The 16,377-nt window shown below is 43.2% G+C and carries 15 protein-coding genes and 1 pseudogene; 13 read left to right on the top strand and 3 right to left on the bottom strand.

The features are described from left to right. The first annotated feature begins 128 nt into the window (after positions 1–128). On the top strand, positions 129–332 hold the full coding sequence (locus EBB54_RS00075; RefSeq protein WP_125125842.1) for a cold shock domain-containing protein: 204 nt from the start codon (positions 129–131) through the stop codon (positions 330–332). A 264-nt stretch (positions 333–596) separates the two neighbouring features. On the opposite strand, the pseudogene EBB54_RS32070 reads toward EBB54_RS00075, so the two are convergent. Continuing rightward, positions 597–838, bottom strand: a pseudogene (locus EBB54_RS32070) (IS1182 family transposase); the annotation flags it as partial. A gap of 106 nt (positions 839–944) precedes the next feature. Here EBB54_RS32070 and EBB54_RS32065 point away from each other — a divergent pair. From EBB54_RS32065 to EBB54_RS31715, 12 genes are all read left to right on the top strand, one after another. Next, positions 945–1,640 (top strand): transposase, encoded by a 696-nt coding sequence (locus EBB54_RS32065; protein WP_243127454.1) that lies wholly within the window; start codon positions 945–947, stop codon positions 1,638–1,640. A gap of 109 nt (positions 1,641–1,749) precedes the next feature. Then, positions 1,750–2,949, top strand: coding sequence for an ATP-binding protein (locus EBB54_RS00065; RefSeq protein WP_125125841.1), 1,200 nt, complete (start codon positions 1,750–1,752; stop codon positions 2,947–2,949). Positions 2,950–2,987: 38 nt separating this feature from the next. After that, positions 2,988–3,263 carry a hypothetical protein gene (locus EBB54_RS00060; RefSeq protein WP_125125840.1) on the top strand — a complete coding sequence of 92 codons (276 nt, stop codon included), beginning with the start codon at positions 2,988–2,990 and terminating at the stop codon, positions 3,261–3,263. Further along, on the top strand, positions 3,241–3,819 hold the full coding sequence (locus EBB54_RS00055) for a YecA family protein (RefSeq protein ID WP_125125839.1): 579 nt from the start codon (positions 3,241–3,243) through the stop codon (positions 3,817–3,819). The genes EBB54_RS00060 and EBB54_RS00055 overlap by 23 nt, the downstream gene beginning before the upstream one ends. A 97-nt stretch (positions 3,820–3,916) precedes the next feature. Further along, a complete protein-coding gene (locus EBB54_RS00050) occupies positions 3,917–4,153 on the top strand; it encodes a flagellar export protein FliJ (protein ID WP_125125838.1) in 237 nt (78 codons plus the stop codon). Between the two features lie 224 nt (positions 4,154–4,377). Continuing rightward, positions 4,378–5,385 (top strand): LacI family DNA-binding transcriptional regulator, encoded by a 1,008-nt coding sequence (locus tag EBB54_RS00045; RefSeq protein WP_162307034.1) that lies wholly within the window; start codon positions 4,378–4,380, stop codon positions 5,383–5,385. Next, positions 5,382–7,157 (top strand): glycoside hydrolase family 13 protein, encoded by a 1,776-nt coding sequence (locus EBB54_RS00040; protein ID WP_125125836.1) that lies wholly within the window; start codon positions 5,382–5,384, stop codon positions 7,155–7,157. Before EBB54_RS00045 ends, EBB54_RS00040 begins: the two co-directional genes overlap by 4 nt. Positions 7,158–7,191: 34 nt before the next feature. Then, positions 7,192–8,490, top strand: a complete 1,299-nt coding sequence (locus EBB54_RS00035) for an extracellular solute-binding protein (protein ID WP_125125835.1) — start codon at positions 7,192–7,194, stop codon at positions 8,488–8,490. Between the two features lie 182 nt (positions 8,491–8,672). Continuing rightward, positions 8,673–9,560: a carbohydrate ABC transporter permease gene (locus EBB54_RS00030; RefSeq protein WP_125125834.1), complete on the top strand. Its 888-nt coding sequence runs from the start codon at positions 8,673–8,675 to the stop codon at positions 9,558–9,560. A gap of 11 nt (positions 9,561–9,571) precedes the next feature. Continuing rightward, entirely contained in the window at positions 9,572–10,417 is an 846-nt protein-coding gene (locus EBB54_RS00025) for a carbohydrate ABC transporter permease (RefSeq protein ID WP_125125833.1), read from the top strand. A 101-nt stretch (positions 10,418–10,518) separates the two neighbouring features. Next, a complete protein-coding gene (locus tag EBB54_RS00020) occupies positions 10,519–12,423 on the top strand; it encodes an alpha-amylase family glycosyl hydrolase (protein ID WP_243127441.1) in 1,905 nt (634 codons plus the stop codon). A 306-nt stretch (positions 12,424–12,729) separates the two neighbouring features. Then, positions 12,730–12,921, top strand: coding sequence for an AAA family ATPase (locus EBB54_RS31715; RefSeq protein ID WP_330554301.1), 192 nt, complete (start codon positions 12,730–12,732; stop codon positions 12,919–12,921). A gap of 176 nt (positions 12,922–13,097) precedes the next feature. On the opposite strand, the gene EBB54_RS00010 is transcribed toward EBB54_RS31715, so the two are convergent. Together EBB54_RS00010 and EBB54_RS00005 are read right to left on the bottom strand one after the other, a co-directional pair. Next, complete coding sequence (locus EBB54_RS00010) at positions 13,098–14,822, bottom strand: AAA family ATPase (RefSeq protein WP_125125832.1); 1,725 nt, start codon at positions 14,820–14,822, stop codon at positions 13,098–13,100. Between the two features lie 857 nt (positions 14,823–15,679). Next, a partial coding sequence (locus tag EBB54_RS00005; RefSeq protein ID WP_205128740.1) for a hypothetical protein occupies positions 15,680–16,377 on the bottom strand: 698 nt, incomplete at its 5' end.

The following is a 16,377-nucleotide window of genomic DNA, read 5'->3' as shown; positions in this document are numbered from 1 at the left end:
TGGATGAGAGCTTTCACATACAAAGGCGACAGAACGCTCAGGAAAGGCATAGAAAAGGCTTTGCAATCAGGAAAAGAATCGACTATTCTGTTGGTATAGAAAAACAACACAGATAAGGAGGAAGTCAGATGCATGGAACAGTAAAATGGTTTAGCGTAAGGAAAGGATACGGTTTTTTGACAGGTGAAGATGGAGAAGATTATTTTGTACATTACAGTAATATAGTAATGGACGGATTTAAGATATTGAAAGCCGGTCAGGAAGTTACATTTCAGCTAAAGGAGGATGACGGGAACAGAAGCCAGGCAGTGGATGTGAAACGCTGGTTATAAATCTTTTGATAGGCTTCTGTTCCGCGTGGGACATCTGTGTACAGACGGATATCCTATTTGGGCCTGGTCTTGATGACCCTGCTGTATATAGAAGAAGCACAGCGATTTTACATTTGGTACAAAGGTGTTTCCCGAAAGGGCAGCGTCACTTTACATTGTGTATTGATTGTGATACGCATAAATAATGCTGATTGAATAGGGGCTGTCGGGAAATAACGATTTATGCCCCTGATAGGTAAGAAAAAACAGTCCGGTAAAAATTCAGACTTTTTCAAGGCCCTGGATTTTTACCGGACTGTTTTTTTCGATCACTTTCCTGACCTTTTCCATCCCCTCGATCATGAACATCCGTGCTTCTCCAAGATCGTATTTTGGTCCATATTCATTCTCATACAAAATGCGTTGTACTTTGTATAAAGGGCATCTATGGTGTCCAAAAGACCGGCAAGATGATAGTTTATATTTCCACGTCAGACAAACGTATATCGGTTTGCATTCGCTTCCATCCATGAACTCGCTGACAACCCTTATCTTTATGCCAAACATCCGGGCAGGGATTTCACTCGGAATAGAAAATTGGGCTTTCAGGATTTCCTTATTCTCTTCCTCACTATGGAGGCTGAGTGCATTAAAGAAGAACTTTACCATTACTTTGATCGTGACACTTCTACTCCCTCTAAAGCTGCTTTTTGCAAACAGAGGAGCAAGCTCCGACAGGATGCCCTCAGGAATCTCCTCTTTGCTTTTAACAGAAAGCTCAAAAAAAACCTTTACAACGAAAAATACCAGTTCATTGCCTGCGATGGCTCCGGGTGTGATATTTTTAGAAAACCTAACGATCCGGATACTTTTTTTGAACCCAATGGGAAATCCACAAGGGGATTTAACCAGATCCATATCAATGCTTTTTATTCGATTCTTGATCGAAGATTTACTGACCTTGTCATACAGCCTGGACGAAAACGTAATGAATTTGCCGCTTTCTGCCATATGGTCGATTCCGCAGGCTCGGTTGGCCCCAAAACAGTTTATTTTGCCGACATGGGCTATGCCTCCTATAATAGCTTTGCCCATGCGATCGAAAACGGACAGTACTTTCTCATCCGATGTGACCCCAAAAAAACGAAGGGAATCCTTGGCTATCCACTTGATGATGTCAGGGAACTGGATTGCCGCGTTGAACGGATTCTCAGCAGGTCACAGGCAAAGGATCATGGATGTGGAAGGTCTGATCCGCATGGATCTCACCTCCCACTGTGTAGGGCTATCTATTTCCCGACAGCCCCTTTTTACATAGTCAAAATATAATTCAGAATCGAAAAAGAAATCTAAAATGAAAAGTTTTTACGGAATACCAGTAAGAACTATTGATTATTTGGATCTTTTTGGATATACTAATAGTAAAGGAGGCGATAGTATGATTGTTAGACCCCATTATTTAGATTTACTGAAAACTTACCGTAATGTACCGCTGGTGAAAATCCTTGCTGGTATTCGCCGCTGCGGGAAATCTACAATTTTAGATATGTTGCAGGACGATTTGATAAAAAGCGGCGTTCCTGCTGACCACATTATCAGCATGTGCTATACCTCTGAAGATTTTGACGACGGTATGACCGACAAAGATATGTATAACGGTATCAAAGAGAAAATGACAGACGGTGAGCGTTATTATCTTCTGCTTGACGAAGTACAGGAAATCACAGGCTGGGAAAAGGCAGTCAACAGTCTTTTGGAAAATGCCAATACAGACATCTATGTGACTGGCTCCAATTCCAAACTGATGTCAAGTGAAATATCCACTTACCTGACGGGACGGTATATCTCTATCCCCGTATTTACGCTGTCCTTTGCCGAGTATATGGAGTTCAAAAAAGCAAGCGGACGCACACCGAAAGAACTGCTTACCGAATATATCCGCATGGGCGGTTTTCCTATTGTTGCGCTGAGCAATTTTGACGAGGGCGCAGCCTACCAGATCGTCGAGGGCATTTACAATTCCGTTATCACCAGCGATATAACGAAACGGCACAACATCAAGAACTTTGACCTATTCAACCGTGTTGTGAAGTATATCGTTGAAAATGTCGGCAAGACCTTTTCCGCTAACGCTATCGTGAAGTTTTTGAAAAGCGAGGGGCGTTCTCTCTCGGTGGAATCGGTATATAACTATCTGGAATGGCTGGAAAAAGCCTTTGTGATTTATCGCTGTCAGCGATATGACCTGCAAGGCAAATCCGTACTGAAAACGCAGGAGAAATTCTATCTTGCGGACGCTTCTCTGAAATACTGCATGATGGGTTTTAATCCGAAATCCGTTGCCGCTATGCTGGAAAACATCGTGTACTTTGAGCTCCTCAGAAAAGGCTACGAGATGTATATCGGCAAGAACGAAACGAAAGAGATTGACTTCGTGGCGGTACGACGCGACGAGCGTATCTATGTGCAGGTATGCCGCAATCTGCCGGAAGAATCCGACCGTGAGGTTGTCAATCTGCTTGAAATCAAAGACCATTACCCCAAGTATGTCGTAACCCTTGATGAGCTTGCCGCAGGCAATATCAACGGCGTGAAGATCGTGCATATGGCAGATTTCTTGTTAAGTGAAAATTATTAAGTTATGTTTATGAGCAAATAAGGAGGCGATTATTTGAGTTGTTTTTAGCCGGTTATAATGCCTATATGCAAGTGACAAATGTAATAAACGATTTATCGGGTCCTAATGATAGTCCCGCAATGAAAAATAGGCAGTATCGTATTCCCACCTATGTATCAATAGTCGAAGGCTGTCTTACGAATCTATATCGTTTTATTGCACTAATCCTTAATCAAACAACAGATAAAGACTATGCAGCTAAGGAAGATGGTCAAAAGATAGATTTTCATTATACAGAAAATAAAGGAAGTCATGATATTCAATCCCTCTACTGAACCTATAAATTTGCAGGAAATTAAATACTTTCGCTTTCCGAACTACCAATGTGATTCTTACAAGATAAGCCAAATTGAAGATGCAAGTATGCCAGATAGAAAACGGCTAAAATGCCGTTTATATATCGGTGATGTTGACGAAAGAGAAAAGATTATTGAAATTCTTAGGGAAAGCATTGACTGGTTAAAAACGGTGAAAAATGTTGATTTACCAACCATCCATCATAAAAATGGAGACATGGAAGCAGATGCGCTCTATATAACTGTATATCGATATGATGCCAGAAAAAATAAAGAACTATATCCCAATAATTCTAATTTCGTATGTTTTGCAGACTATAATCAAAATGGTTCAACAACCTTGTTAAACGGAGGTCTACCCGCTAACATATGGTCTCAATTCCATCATGAAAAAATCGGAAACATAAATATTGCATGGCGAGAAGGCAAGTATTTAACACGCCATGTACAAAAGATAGATGCTAATTCATTATGTCCCTGCGGAAGTGGAAAAAAATTCAAGAAATGTTGCCGAGGAAAAGGAATTTTTGATTAAAGTTTAATATATGCAGGCGGGCGGCGTTAAAAAAGTGTAGTATTTTTTGTAAAAAAATGGTAGGATGTAAGTAATAAATTTGATTGGAGGACGAGCAATGGCTGGAAGACGTAAAAAACAGGAAAATATGACACGGGAAGAGCAGCTGGAGATCATCGAAAATGAGATTGCAGAATATAAGGAAAATCTGAAAGCGCTGAAAGAAAAAAGAAAAGAAATCCTGAGCCAAATCGAAGATGTGCAAAAGGATAGGTTATATAAGGCAGCAATGGAATCTGGATTAAGTATTGAAGAGATTCTGGAGATGCTTTCCCAAAAAGAAGATCAGGAATAAGAAGTAAGTTTTTATAATTACCTGAGCCGTTACAGGAATGAGATCCTGCAGCGGCTTTTATCATTTATGGAGAGAAAAATGGATTGGTGATAATAACCAAAGAAATATAAATTATAAAAAAATTGTTGACACTTTTGCTAAAATGAGATATGATAGATTTGTGCAAACGGTTGCACATATATTTTTTAGATGTTTATGCAAACGGTTGCATTAAGGAGGAAAAAATGGGAGTGACGATAAAAGATATCGCAAAACAGGTCGGGGTATCCCCTTCTACAGTTTCCAGGGTGATCAATGGGAACCAGTTGATCTCCGAGGAAACGAGAAACAGAATACAAAAAGCCATGGCGGAACTGAACTATCACCCGAACAGCAGGGCGAGAAACCTGGCAAATGGCAGGACCAATATGATCGCGCTTGCGATTGACGCGGATGATGAGAATACGTTTTCAAATAATTTTTTTAACCGGAGCGTTTACGCGATTGAGAAAGTGGTCCAGAATAAAGGTTATAATCTGCTGATTACGAACGATATGGATGCGGCCGGCTCTTCGATCAGTTCTTTGGTCTATGAAAAGAGAGTGGACGGCCTGATCCTACCCTCATCAAGCGTCAGGGAAGGACTGCTGGACCTGCTGGCTGCTGAGAACTGTCCGTATGTTGTGCTGGGGGAGCCTGCGATCTATTCGGATCTCCTGACCTGGGTGGATGTGGATAACGAAAAAGGGAGCAGGATGGCGGTGGCGCATCTGCAGCAGCAAGGGTATGGCAGGGTAGTTCTGGTGGTGGAAAATACGACTACAGTATTTTCCTGCAAGCGCCGGGATGGATATCTCAAGGCGCTTGAGGGGCAGCAGCCGCCGGAGGTGATAGAATGCGGTTCTGATTATTCGCTGCTAAGAAGCAGGATACCAGAAGCGGTGAAGGAAAAAGGAGCAGACGCGTTCCTATGTTCCAATAATGTGATTGCATACCATGTCATGAAGGCGCTGAAAGAGAAGAAGATCAGGATTCCGGAAGAGGTGGGAATCATCACATTCGACGATCATCCATTTGCGGCCTATATGGACCCGCCTTTAACGGCCGTTGATGTGGATACATACCGGCTGGGAAAGAGGGCCGCGGAACTTCTGATCGGAAAGATCCAGAAAGAGATCACAGACAAAAGGGCGGAGCTGATCGATACGGCGGTCATTTTCCGGGAGTCGTCAACAAAGGAAGGTGCGATATGAAAATAGAAGCCACAAGACACACAGGGACTTATCCGGATCTGTATCTGAAAGACCGCAGAACAGTAGTCATAACACTGCGTACTGCGAAAAGGGATTGTCATTTTTGTAAAATACATATTTTTCCCCGTACAGATCCAGAGAAAATCCGCGGCATCGAAATGAAATGTATTCTCAGAGACAGAGTATTTGATTATTTCCAAACCGAGATACGGTTTTCGAAGGTGGCAAGATACCAGAAGTATTATTTTGAACTGTCGGACGGTGCGGCATCATGGTATCTCAATTCGTGGGGGATTTATGAAACGGAACCATCGGACGGGTATTTTGAATTTTTGTATGCAAACAGGACCGGGATCGTACAGGTGCCTGAATGGAGCAGAGGACAAGTTTTTTATCAGATATTCCCGGAGCGTTTCTGCAACGGAGACCCCGGGAACGATCCGGCGGATTGTGTGAAATGGGGCAGTGTTCCTACCCGGGAGAACTATATGGGAGGGGACCTGAGGGGGATGATAAAAAAACTGGATTATATCGGGGAGCTGGGGGCAGAATGTATTTATCTCAATCCCGTGTTTGAGGCCGATTTCAACCACAAATACGCCACAACCGATTATTTTAAAGTGGACCCGATGTTCGGTACGAATGAAGAGCTCCGCGAACTGATTGCAAAAGCGCACGGAAGGGGAATCCGGGTTGTTCTGGACGGCGTCTTCAACCATACAGGGATTCATTTCAAACCTTTTGAGGATGTGTTGGAACATCAGGAACGATCCGAATACCGGGAATGGTTTTATATCACGGAATATCCGGTCCGGATCTCACACCATTGTTATGAGTGTGTGGGGGCTTATAAATATATGCCGAAATTAAATACGGCAAATCCGGAGGTACGCCGGTTCATTCTGTCCGTCATGGAATACTGGGTCCGGGAGTACCAGATTGACGGATGGCGTCTGGACGTGGCCGACGAGGTGGATGAAGGGGTCTGGACAGAGGCCAGGATGCTGCTCAAAGAAAAATATCCCCACATTTTACTGCTGGGGGAAACATGGGGAGCGGGCCTCCGCCTGATGAACGGAGCCCAGATGGATTGTATGATGAATTATATATTCCGGGATGCGGTCAGGGACTTTATCGGATATGAAAAAATTGACGCGGCAGAATTGGATCACCGGCTGCAGTCCATGCTTGCGGACTACCCGGAAGAGATGAACCAGGCTATGTTTTTACCGCTGGACAGCCATGATACAGAGCGTTTTTCATTCTTCTGCGGAGGAAATAAAAGAAAGGTCCTGCTGGGAGCAGCCCTCCAGATGTGTTTTGTAGGATCGCCGTCCTTATACTATGGAGACGAAATCGGGCTGACAGGGGATAACGATCCGGACTGCAGAAAATGTATGGTCTGGGAATCAGAAGGGCAGGACAGGGAATTATTAGAATGGTATAAAAAGCTGATTGCTTTGAGAAAAAAAGAATCTTGTATAAAAACCGGTAAATTTACGGCAAATTTATGCGAAGGGAGGATTTATGGTTTCATCCGGCATGACGGAAGGGGGGAAATATATGTGGTTTTGAATGCCGGAGAAGAAAGCAGGAAGGTGGAGGTACCGGTATTTTATAAAAAGAGCTATGTCAATGTCATAGACCAGCAGAGCTATGCCGCTTCGGAATGCCTGGAAAAGGGATACTTAAATTCCGATATCAGGGATTACGGAGGGATACTAAAAGTAAATATGGAACCGTTTAGTGTAAAAATATTCAGGATGCAGTAAATAGGAAATCTGCTGCAGGATATGGAGGTGTTATATGAAAAAGAGGAAAAAAATACCGACAATTATACTCACAACCACGCTTTGCTTGGCGGCGTTGGCTGGTTGTGGAAAATCGCCGGCAGTATCTGAATCCACTCCGGAGAGCAAAAATTCAGCAAAGGGTGAAGAAGTTACGATCAACTTCTGGCATCATTACAGTGCGCAGTCAGCGGAAAATGAGACGCTGACCAATACACTGATCCCCAGGTTCGAGAGTGAGAACCCCGGAATAAAGGTAAACGCGGTCTCCCATGAGTGGGCGGACCTTCACGAAAAAATATTGATCAATGCAAAATCCGATCAGCTTCCTGACGTGGCCCGGCTGGACAGCGCCTGGATTCCGGAATTTCAGAAAATGGAGATCCTGGTTCCGCTGAATCAAGACTTTGATGATTTCCAGGCGACGGCCGACGGCCTGCTGGAAAGCGCTATGAGCACCGCACAGATCGGAGACGACAGTTACGGGCTGGCGCTCAATACAAACACAAAGATTCTGTTTTATAATGTAAAAGCCTTCAAGGACGCGGGCATTGAAGCGCCGGATTCCATGGAAGCATTTGTGGAAGCATGCAAAAAACTATCCGGTACAAACGAAGCAGGCCAGCAGGTATGGGGTTACGATGAACCGGCTCTTTCGGGCTGGAATCTGTGTCCGTTTATCTGGAGCAACGGCGGCGAATTGACAGATCCGGAACAGACAAAGGCCACCGGATATATCAACAGTCCCGAAACCGTTGCGGCGATTGAGATGCTCTCCGAGTTATACAGCGGCAAAAACATTACCGGCTGGAACAGCGGCGATATCCCTATGACCGACGGCTTTGGAACAGGCAGGTACATGATGATTCTGGACGGCCCATGGAAAGTAGCTGAAATGCAGGGCGCGTATCCGGACTTCGAATATGGGACAGCCCCGCTTCCGGAGGGCAAGGCAGGTTCCTATTCGGTGCTTGGCGGAGAGGATATCTCTATGTTCCATACGGCGAACCAGGAGGCCGCCTGGAAATTCATGCAGTTTATGACAGGAGAGTATGCCCAGGAAGAAATGGCAAAATGCGGGCAGATTCCGGTCAATAAAAATGCATTGGAAAGCGATACTGTAAAAAAGGCTGATTTTGCTCCTTTCATTGAACAGATCAAAACAGCAAAATCACGTCCAACCGTGGCCGCATGGTCTGAGATTGACAGTGAACTGTCAACGGCGGTAACATCGGTCATGAACGGCGGCCAAAGTGCGCAGGAGGCTATGGATGAGCTTGCCGCCAAAATAGATGCCCTGTTGGATGAACCCTAAGAAACAGAGCGTTGCGCAGCTTTTATTATATAATCAATCCTTTTGTTCGTCAATGTATTATTTTTTGAGATTTTCAGTGCATGTTTGAAAAGGATTGGCAGGTTTTTCATTCAGGAGGCAGATCTGTATCGGACAGGTGGAAATAGCGATAGATTTACATGCAGATTGTTTGAGAGGAAAGTATGATGAATAGGAAAATAAGCAGTAAGATGCAGATCGGGGTGCTCCTTGTTCCGGGGCTGTTGATCTTTGGGATTTTTACCATATATCCGATTGCGAAATTGTTCGTGATGAGTTTCTTTAAGTGGGACTTTGGCTCTATTTTCGAGCAGCCGTTTATAGGGCTCCAAAATTACAAAGACGTTTTGACAGACAAATATTTTCAGACCGCCTTTGTAAATTCCATCGTTTATACGTTAGTGACAGTCCCGGCGCAGATGATCCTGGGCCTGCTGATCGCAATGCTGGTTAACAGCATACATAAAATGCAGATCGGATTCAGGGTGGTCTATTATCTGCCGGTCATTACTTCCTGGGTGATCGCCTCTTTGGTGTTTAAGTATACCTTTAATACGGAAGGCCTTTTGAATTATTTTCTGACAAATGTGATCCGCCTGACCGGCGAGAACATCCGTTGGCTGGATACGCGCTGGGGCGGCCTGTCTGTAGCTATGCTGCTGGGGACCTGGAAAGGCATCGGCTGGAATATGGTCGTTTTCCTTGCGGCGCTGCAGACCTGCCCCCAGGAGCTGTACGAAGTCGCGTCTATCGACGGCGCGGGGAGCATCCGGAAATTTTTCTCGGTCACCCTTCCCTGCATCAGGGGAACGATCCTGTTTGCGCTGGTCATGCTTACCATCGGAGGATTTAATGTATTTACTTCCATAAAAATGATCACAAACGGCGATCCCGGCCATGAGACGGATACGGTGCTGACATGGATGTATTACAAGGCGTTCAGTACAGGAAAATTCGGGTATTCCGCAGCGCTGTCCTTTATCATTGCCGTCGTTTTGGCAATCCTGGCTGCACTGCAGTTTCGTTTGATGAGAAACAAAGATCAGAATTAGGAGGCGGAGAATTGAAGCTGACAAAAAAGAAAATCATACACGGACTTATTTATATGATCCTGATCGCCGGGATGCTGATCGTTGTTCTTCCTATGATCTATATGATCAGTACATCGCTCAAACCGAACGGGGCTTTATACGAATATCCGCCGAAGTTCTTTCCGGAATGGAAAGAGATTACGCTGGAAAATTATAAATATATACTGGAGCAAAGTAAATTCTACAGGAATTTTTTCAACAGTATCTTCGTCTCTGTAGTTACAGTCGTGATCGCTGCTTTTGTATCCGCGGCATTGGCGTTTTGTATTGCCAGGTTCCGCTTCCCGGGACGCAATTTTTTATTTACATTTATTATGCTCACCATGATCATTCCCGGGACGACTTTGATCGTTCCCCAGTATGAACTGGCAGTAAAGCTGGGCGCGATCAACAGCCTGCGTGGGCTGATCCCATTTTATGTGGCGTGGGTGATCCCCTATTCAACATTTATGATCAAAGGATTTGTAGAAAATCTGCCGAAAGAACTGGATGAAGCGATCTATATTGACGGAGGGAGCGTCTTTACGGTTTTTTTCCGGATCATTCTGCCGCTGACGAAGCCGGGCATCGCATCCATTTCCATCTTTAATTTTTTGACCGCATGGGAGGAATTTCCGTGGGCCAACACCGTGATCAATGACGACTTAAAACGGACACTGCCGATCGCGATCTCAGGATTTTTCGGACAGCACCAGTTTACCCAGTGGGGCTATGTTTTTGCACTATCCGTATTCAGCCTGATCCCGATTTTGATCGTTTTTATCTCCTGCCAGAAGTTTTTTGTGGCCGGATTAACGACGGGCGGCGTGAAAGGATAGTAGTGGAAAGGTACAGTAGTGGAGAAAGGTACAGGCATTCAATGAAAATAGAAGGTTTTAAAACATAGAACAGGAAACAATATTTTGTGAAAGGAACAGATATGAGTAGAAGAAAGCAATATACAAGAGCGATAGCCGGTTTTTTAAGTTTTGTAATGATCATCTGCAGTGTGGTTTATCTGAACCCGTCAGAGTCTCATGCAGAAAAATCAGATCATAATTATACAGAGGCAGAGATTCAGAAAACAGCCAGGGAAGTCCATGCATCGAGCAGCGGTGTCTTAGATGAAAATGACATCATATATATGGTTCTTACGGACCGGTTTTATGATGGGGACCCATCGAATAACGGTACGCTGGGAGTGGAATACAGGCCCGGAGAACTAAAATACACGCAGGGCGGCGATTGGGTCGGACTGACACAAAAATTAAGCTACATTAAAGATCTGGGTGTGACTGCGATCTGGATTTCCCCAGTATCCAAAAACGAACTTTTAAGCAGAGACCAATCCGAATCCGGATATCATGGTTATTTTACAAAAGATTACGCTGCAGCAGATCCGCATTACGGAACAAAGCAGGAACTGATCGACTTCGTAGATGCTGCCCATGAAATGGGATTGAAGGTGATTCTGGATGTAGTACCCAATCACACAGCAGATTATTTAGAACCGGGAGCGACTGCCTACAGCTCAGAAGATTACCAGCCGGCTCCTCCGTTTAATAATCCGAACTGGTTTCACCATAATGGGGATATCACGGACTGGAATGATGAATGGCAGGTGCTGAACTGCGATCTGGGTGGCCTTGATGATATTAATACTGATAATCCGGAAGCCAGGGCAGCAATAAAAGAGGTATATAAAACGTGGGTCGAAGATACAGGCGCGGATGCGGTACGTGTAGATGCAGCCCGTTCTGTCGATAAACAATTTCTGGCTGAGTTTGAGGCGGAGCTCGGAGTTCCTTCCTTCGGCGAGATCTTTGTGGGGGATGTAGATTACGTCAGCGAGTTCCAGGACTACGAATGGGGCGTATTGGACTTTCCACTGTTCTTCCAGGCAAGGGAAGCTTTCGCGCGTGATGCAAGTTTTTATAATGTAAAAAATATTTTGGACCAGGACTATAAATATAATGATGTCAATCATCTGGTAACATTTATTGACAACCATGATCGTGACAGATTTCTCTGTTTGGCGGATGACAACTACCAGAAACTCCGGCTTGCCCTGACATTTTTATTCACAGTCAGAGGAATCCCGGATGTTTACTACGGGACGGAGCAGGAATGCTACGGCGGCGGAGTTCCGACAGAGTGGGCGGGAATCGCAAACAAAGAAAATCGGGAAATGATGCCTGGATTTTCCCAGGACGGAAATATTTATCGGTATATTCAGCGCCTTACAGAGCTGCGGAAGGACTATGCCTGCCTGAGGTCCGGCACACAGAGAGAAATGTGGGTAGAAGACAAGGTATATGCGTATTCAAGACGGGATGATGCCACAGGACAGGAGATCATAACGGTGATCAATAACGATGTACAGAATCTGACAAGGACAATCCCGCTGCGTGCGGAAAGCTCTTTAAATATCGGAACGACTCTGACAAACCTGTTGAATACTTCCGATACGGCATCCGTTGCCGCAGGCGGCGTGACAGGGAAGCAGATCACATTGACGATGCCGGCAAAAACAGCGTATGTATTTACAAGTGATGCGCCGGAGACATTTGCGGAGCCGGAGAAGACCGTAACTACGATCAGAGTTCATTATGACGTTGGGTTAGGAAATACCATGTACTTACGCGGGGCACAGTATCCGTTAAAATGGGATTCCGGAAGGCAGATGTTAAATATCGCATCGGACGTCTGGATCTATGAGATTGAACGGTATGGTAAAGGAGAGACATTTGAGTTTAAGCCGTTGATCAATGATACGAGATGGTCTTCCGGAGATAACTTTACCGGGGTAGGAGGAGATACGATCGATATTTATCCTACGTTTTGAGCCGGATAAAAACATTCCTGCCTGTGCAGATGACAATCAAATGACAATTGCGCATAAGGGGATTTTGAATGGAGATAGATGAATTTAGATTAGGGATTCCTCTGTTATATTGAGGGTTGGATGTATAGGTGGGAGGTTTTTTATTGATGGGGGCTGTCGATTGACGGCCCTTTTAAGTTGAATGCCCGTCTTCATCCGTTATTGGTTCGTAACTTTTTGCTTACTTTTCTGAATCCAGAAATTAATACGAAACATGCTCAGTTGATTTTTACGACACATGACACATGGCAGTTGTCAAATCAGCTTTTGCGCAGGGATGAAGTGTGGTTTACAGAAAAAGATGAACAGGGAATTTCAAAATTGTATTCTCTGGCAGACTTTGTAGATGAGTCTGGAGCCAGAATTCGGAAGGATGAGAGTTATGAAAAAAATTATCTGATAGGTAAGTATGGCGCAATTCCTACATTAAGAAGTATTGACATCTTTAAGGAGGAGTGACAGCTGCCTATAAAGAGATCTATAGGCAGCGCACAGTCGCAGAACGGATCAATAACAGAATCCTGAATGACTACTCCTTCCTCTTTGCCCATAGCCTACTATACCATGCAATCCCTCTGGACTACCCTTGAATTGTATACATTGTTTACAGGGTTTCCGAGACTACTCTAATACGTCTATTCTTCTTCAAATACCACTTTACATTTTTTCTTATAACAAGCGATTCCATACTTTAAAATTTTGTAAAATCCGGCGTCTTTTAGCTCAGTGGCATAACCTGTATTTTCGATCTGTTTCATAGCACTTTCACATTCGGCAGATAGCTTTGCATCTTCAGCATATTTGAGTTCAATAATCATTCCAATACCCTTATCCTCAATTTTGATAATGATATCGCCGAAACCATTACCAGCTTCTCTGTTCGATTTTACATACCAGTCAGTTTTGAATCCTAAAATTCCAAGCATAATGCCATGATAAAAGTTCTCTTTGGTCGGCTTTCTTACAAACGTATCGCGAATACTTATCGTTCGTTTCAAGTATTCATCAAATAAACGCTCCACCTCTACTGCCTTTCCAGCTTCTAATGCATCACAAAATTCCTGTAATTTTTCACCATCCCTTTTGGTATTTTCTTTGAACATTGTCATAATCTGCTCTGTAAAAATATTTCGAATCTCCATATTCGGTATTGCTAATTGGTAACATTTCCCATCCAGATTCCCCCTCTGCGTCAGATATCCGGTAGTAAAGAGAACACTCCAGATATTATCAATCGAATCATATATATGGTCATAAGTCAGATCCATGTGGATATCCTTGGTTACAATTTCACCGGCAACCAATGCTTCAATTTCACTTTTAGCTAATCCTTTGTCTACCTTTTCAATAAAATATCTTACAATATCATTCCCACTGGTATTTGACCAGTAGTCCTGCGGAGGCAAAGTCCTTTTTTTTCTAAGCTTATTAACGTAACTGACCACATCCCACGGACAATACACATCTGAATCTCCAAATCGGTATCCGTTATACCATGCTTTCATGACATCATATTTATCGCTCAGCTCATAATACTCCAACAATTTCCGCACTTCATAATCAGTGAATCCAAAATATGAATCACAATCCTCATCAATAATAGAAAAAATATTCGTATTATTTAATCCTGTAAAAATACTCTCTTTTGATACCCGCAAACATCCAGTCAAAATTGCAAAATAGAGGCTATCGTTCGTTTTCAGTACCTGTTCAAGCATATTCCGCATTAAAATTATCATTTTTTCATAGTAATTTTGCTCATTTGCTTTGGCAAGCGGTACATCATATTCATCAATCAGGACGATTACTCTCTCACCATAATGTTTCTGCAGCAATGTGGAAAGTATTTTCAGGCTTCCCATCAACACTGAATCTGGCATGATGAAGCTTTCTGTATTATTGGTATCCACCTTTATCAGTTGTTTGTACTGCTTTTTTTCTATCTCATTTAACTGGTCACTATTTATCAATAATTCATAGAACCTTAATGCCTCGTTTCCAATCACAGAGCACATCAACGATCTGGCGGTTGGATAATCAGCACCATTTATTCCCTTCAAGGTAATCGAAATTACAGGGTATCTTCCCATATAGGTATTACAAAGCTCAGTTTCTTTGGCAATTTCCAATCCATCAAACAACGCTTTATTACATCCTATTTCAAAAAAAGACTTAAACATGCTCATATTTAATGATTTACCGAATCTGCGCGGCCGGGTAAATAGGTTTACCTTGCCCCACGCATCAAGAAAATCCCGAATTAAGCCAGTTTTATCCACATAGTAGAAACCTTCTGAACATATTTCATCAAAAGCTTCAATACCAATCGGCAGTTTCTTTTTATTTATACTTTTCCCCATATAACACACTCCTTATCAAAAGTCAGTGAGCCTTTTAAGTATCCGGCAGAAAATCCTATGTTATATATTCAATGATATCATTTTACCATAAACATTGCAGTAGTTCTATAAAAACATTTTATGCTGTTAACGTATCTTTTACTGATACAATTCATACTCAAATATGTTTTGTTTGATGTATGCTTTTTTATGATGCAGAAATACAAATAGATATTTGTCTGACAGCTCCCATATACAATATTGCACGATATCAGTCCTGTTCTGCTCAAAGTTCCCGCAAATCTATGCGGTTATTCTTTCGATACATCAGACATGTTGTCCCCAGAAGCAGTACACACAGAATAGCCCTGGGAAGCCGCATAAACAGAGATAATTTGGATGGTACCGTAGAAATAGAGAAAGCCCGAAGTAGGTCATAATCCGGATTTTATGAACAGGAATAATAAAAAAGATATGGCTGTTGAAACTACACTGTACAGAGAGAACATTGCAGAACTAACTTTGTATCGTAGAATATGTGTAAAATATCACAGAATATTCTACACCCAGAAACATCATTTAAAAGTGAATATATTCTCTAACCTTAAACATCAAAAAGTATTGAATCCACGGCGTTTTTCCAACATTTTTTTATCATGTTGAAAGAGATGCCTGGAATGAAACGATTAGAAAGAATATTACCAGAGAGAGATGCAGATTCCAATGTTTTATGAGAGTCATCTATCAAGTCATAAGAAGATAATCATTTCCGCATCTAAGATTATATTTTTTTCTTTCGCAATGTGATAGTATGAATAATACTAATAACAATCCGCCCTCCGCTCCCTCCCTGCCCATCCCATCAATCGTCTCCAAAATCACGATTCCACCATATCACTCCACAGACATTCATCAATATATACTGGCAGCTTTCCACACTTTTCCGCAAGGTAACAAGCGAGACGGCTGACCAGTTCACAGCAGTATTTATATTCCGAGTCTGCCACGGCAAATGCAGCCCCGTGGCTGTGAAATGCCAAAATAAAGATATCATGTCTTTCCTGCACCTTATATTCCGCAATTTTACCAAGCAGCCCTACAATGGGAAAGCAATCGTTACTGTTCCATCGGATTCGGAAGCACACAGCCCTATAAGGAGGCTGCAAGATTTCTTTTGAATCAGACCCCTGGGATATCCCGGAACCTATATCTTTGCGGGACGGACGGACTTCGTCCGACAAGGTATTCCCAAAGGGCATCCCATAATGCATGCCCCTGCGGGGCGGGCGGACTTCGTCCGGTAGGGTATAGCTAAAAATATAGCCATCCATGGTCTCCTTCGAAAATAAGCGTCCTGTAAATGTGGAATATATATCCATACGGTAGGAGCAGCCTAACAGCCTGACAAGATTGCATTTTTCCTGGTAAGCGGCCTTTTGATCCGGCGTTATTTTTTCCAGTAGGTCTGTCGCTTTTTGATACAGAACCTGATAACACGTCATGATCTGCATAACGTCAGTCTCTTTCTTCGGAATCTCCATTCCGCAAATCTGCTTTAGAAGAAAGCCGGGGCTGC

This window comes from Schaedlerella arabinosiphila (assembly GCF_003885045.1).
GTDB classification, from domain to species: domain Bacteria; phylum Bacillota; class Clostridia; order Lachnospirales; family Lachnospiraceae; genus Schaedlerella; species Schaedlerella arabinosiphila.
This window is presented reverse-complemented; position numbering and strand designations above follow the sequence as displayed.

What these genes read in the sequence shown, in the direction of transcription:
- EBB54_RS00065 (WP_125125841.1), top strand. Translation starts at nt 1,750, where the DNA reads ATGATTGTTAGACCCCATTATTTAGATTTACTGAAAACTTACCGTAAT.
- EBB54_RS00010 (WP_125125832.1), bottom strand. Translation starts at nt 14,822, where the DNA reads ATGGGGAAAAGTATAAATAAAAAGAAACTGCCGATTGGTATTGAAGCT.
- EBB54_RS00075 (WP_125125842.1), top strand. Translation starts at nt 129, where the DNA reads ATGCATGGAACAGTAAAATGGTTTAGCGTAAGGAAAGGATACGGTTTT.
- EBB54_RS00035 (WP_125125835.1), top strand. Translation starts at nt 7,192, where the DNA reads ATGAAAAAGAGGAAAAAAATACCGACAATTATACTCACAACCACGCTT.
- EBB54_RS32065 (WP_243127454.1), top strand. Translation starts at nt 945, where the DNA reads ATGGAGGCTGAGTGCATTAAAGAAGAACTTTACCATTACTTTGATCGT.
- EBB54_RS00050 (WP_125125838.1), top strand. Translation starts at nt 3,917, where the DNA reads ATGGCTGGAAGACGTAAAAAACAGGAAAATATGACACGGGAAGAGCAG.
- EBB54_RS00040 (WP_125125836.1), top strand. Translation starts at nt 5,382, where the DNA reads ATGAAAATAGAAGCCACAAGACACACAGGGACTTATCCGGATCTGTAT.
- EBB54_RS00045 (WP_162307034.1), top strand. Translation starts at nt 4,378, where the DNA reads ATGGGAGTGACGATAAAAGATATCGCAAAACAGGTCGGGGTATCCCCT.
- EBB54_RS00055 (WP_125125839.1), top strand. Translation starts at nt 3,241, where the DNA reads ATGATATTCAATCCCTCTACTGAACCTATAAATTTGCAGGAAATTAAA.
- EBB54_RS00030 (WP_125125834.1), top strand. Translation starts at nt 8,673, where the DNA reads ATGATGAATAGGAAAATAAGCAGTAAGATGCAGATCGGGGTGCTCCTT.
- EBB54_RS00020 (WP_243127441.1), top strand. Translation starts at nt 10,519, where the DNA reads ATGAGTAGAAGAAAGCAATATACAAGAGCGATAGCCGGTTTTTTAAGT.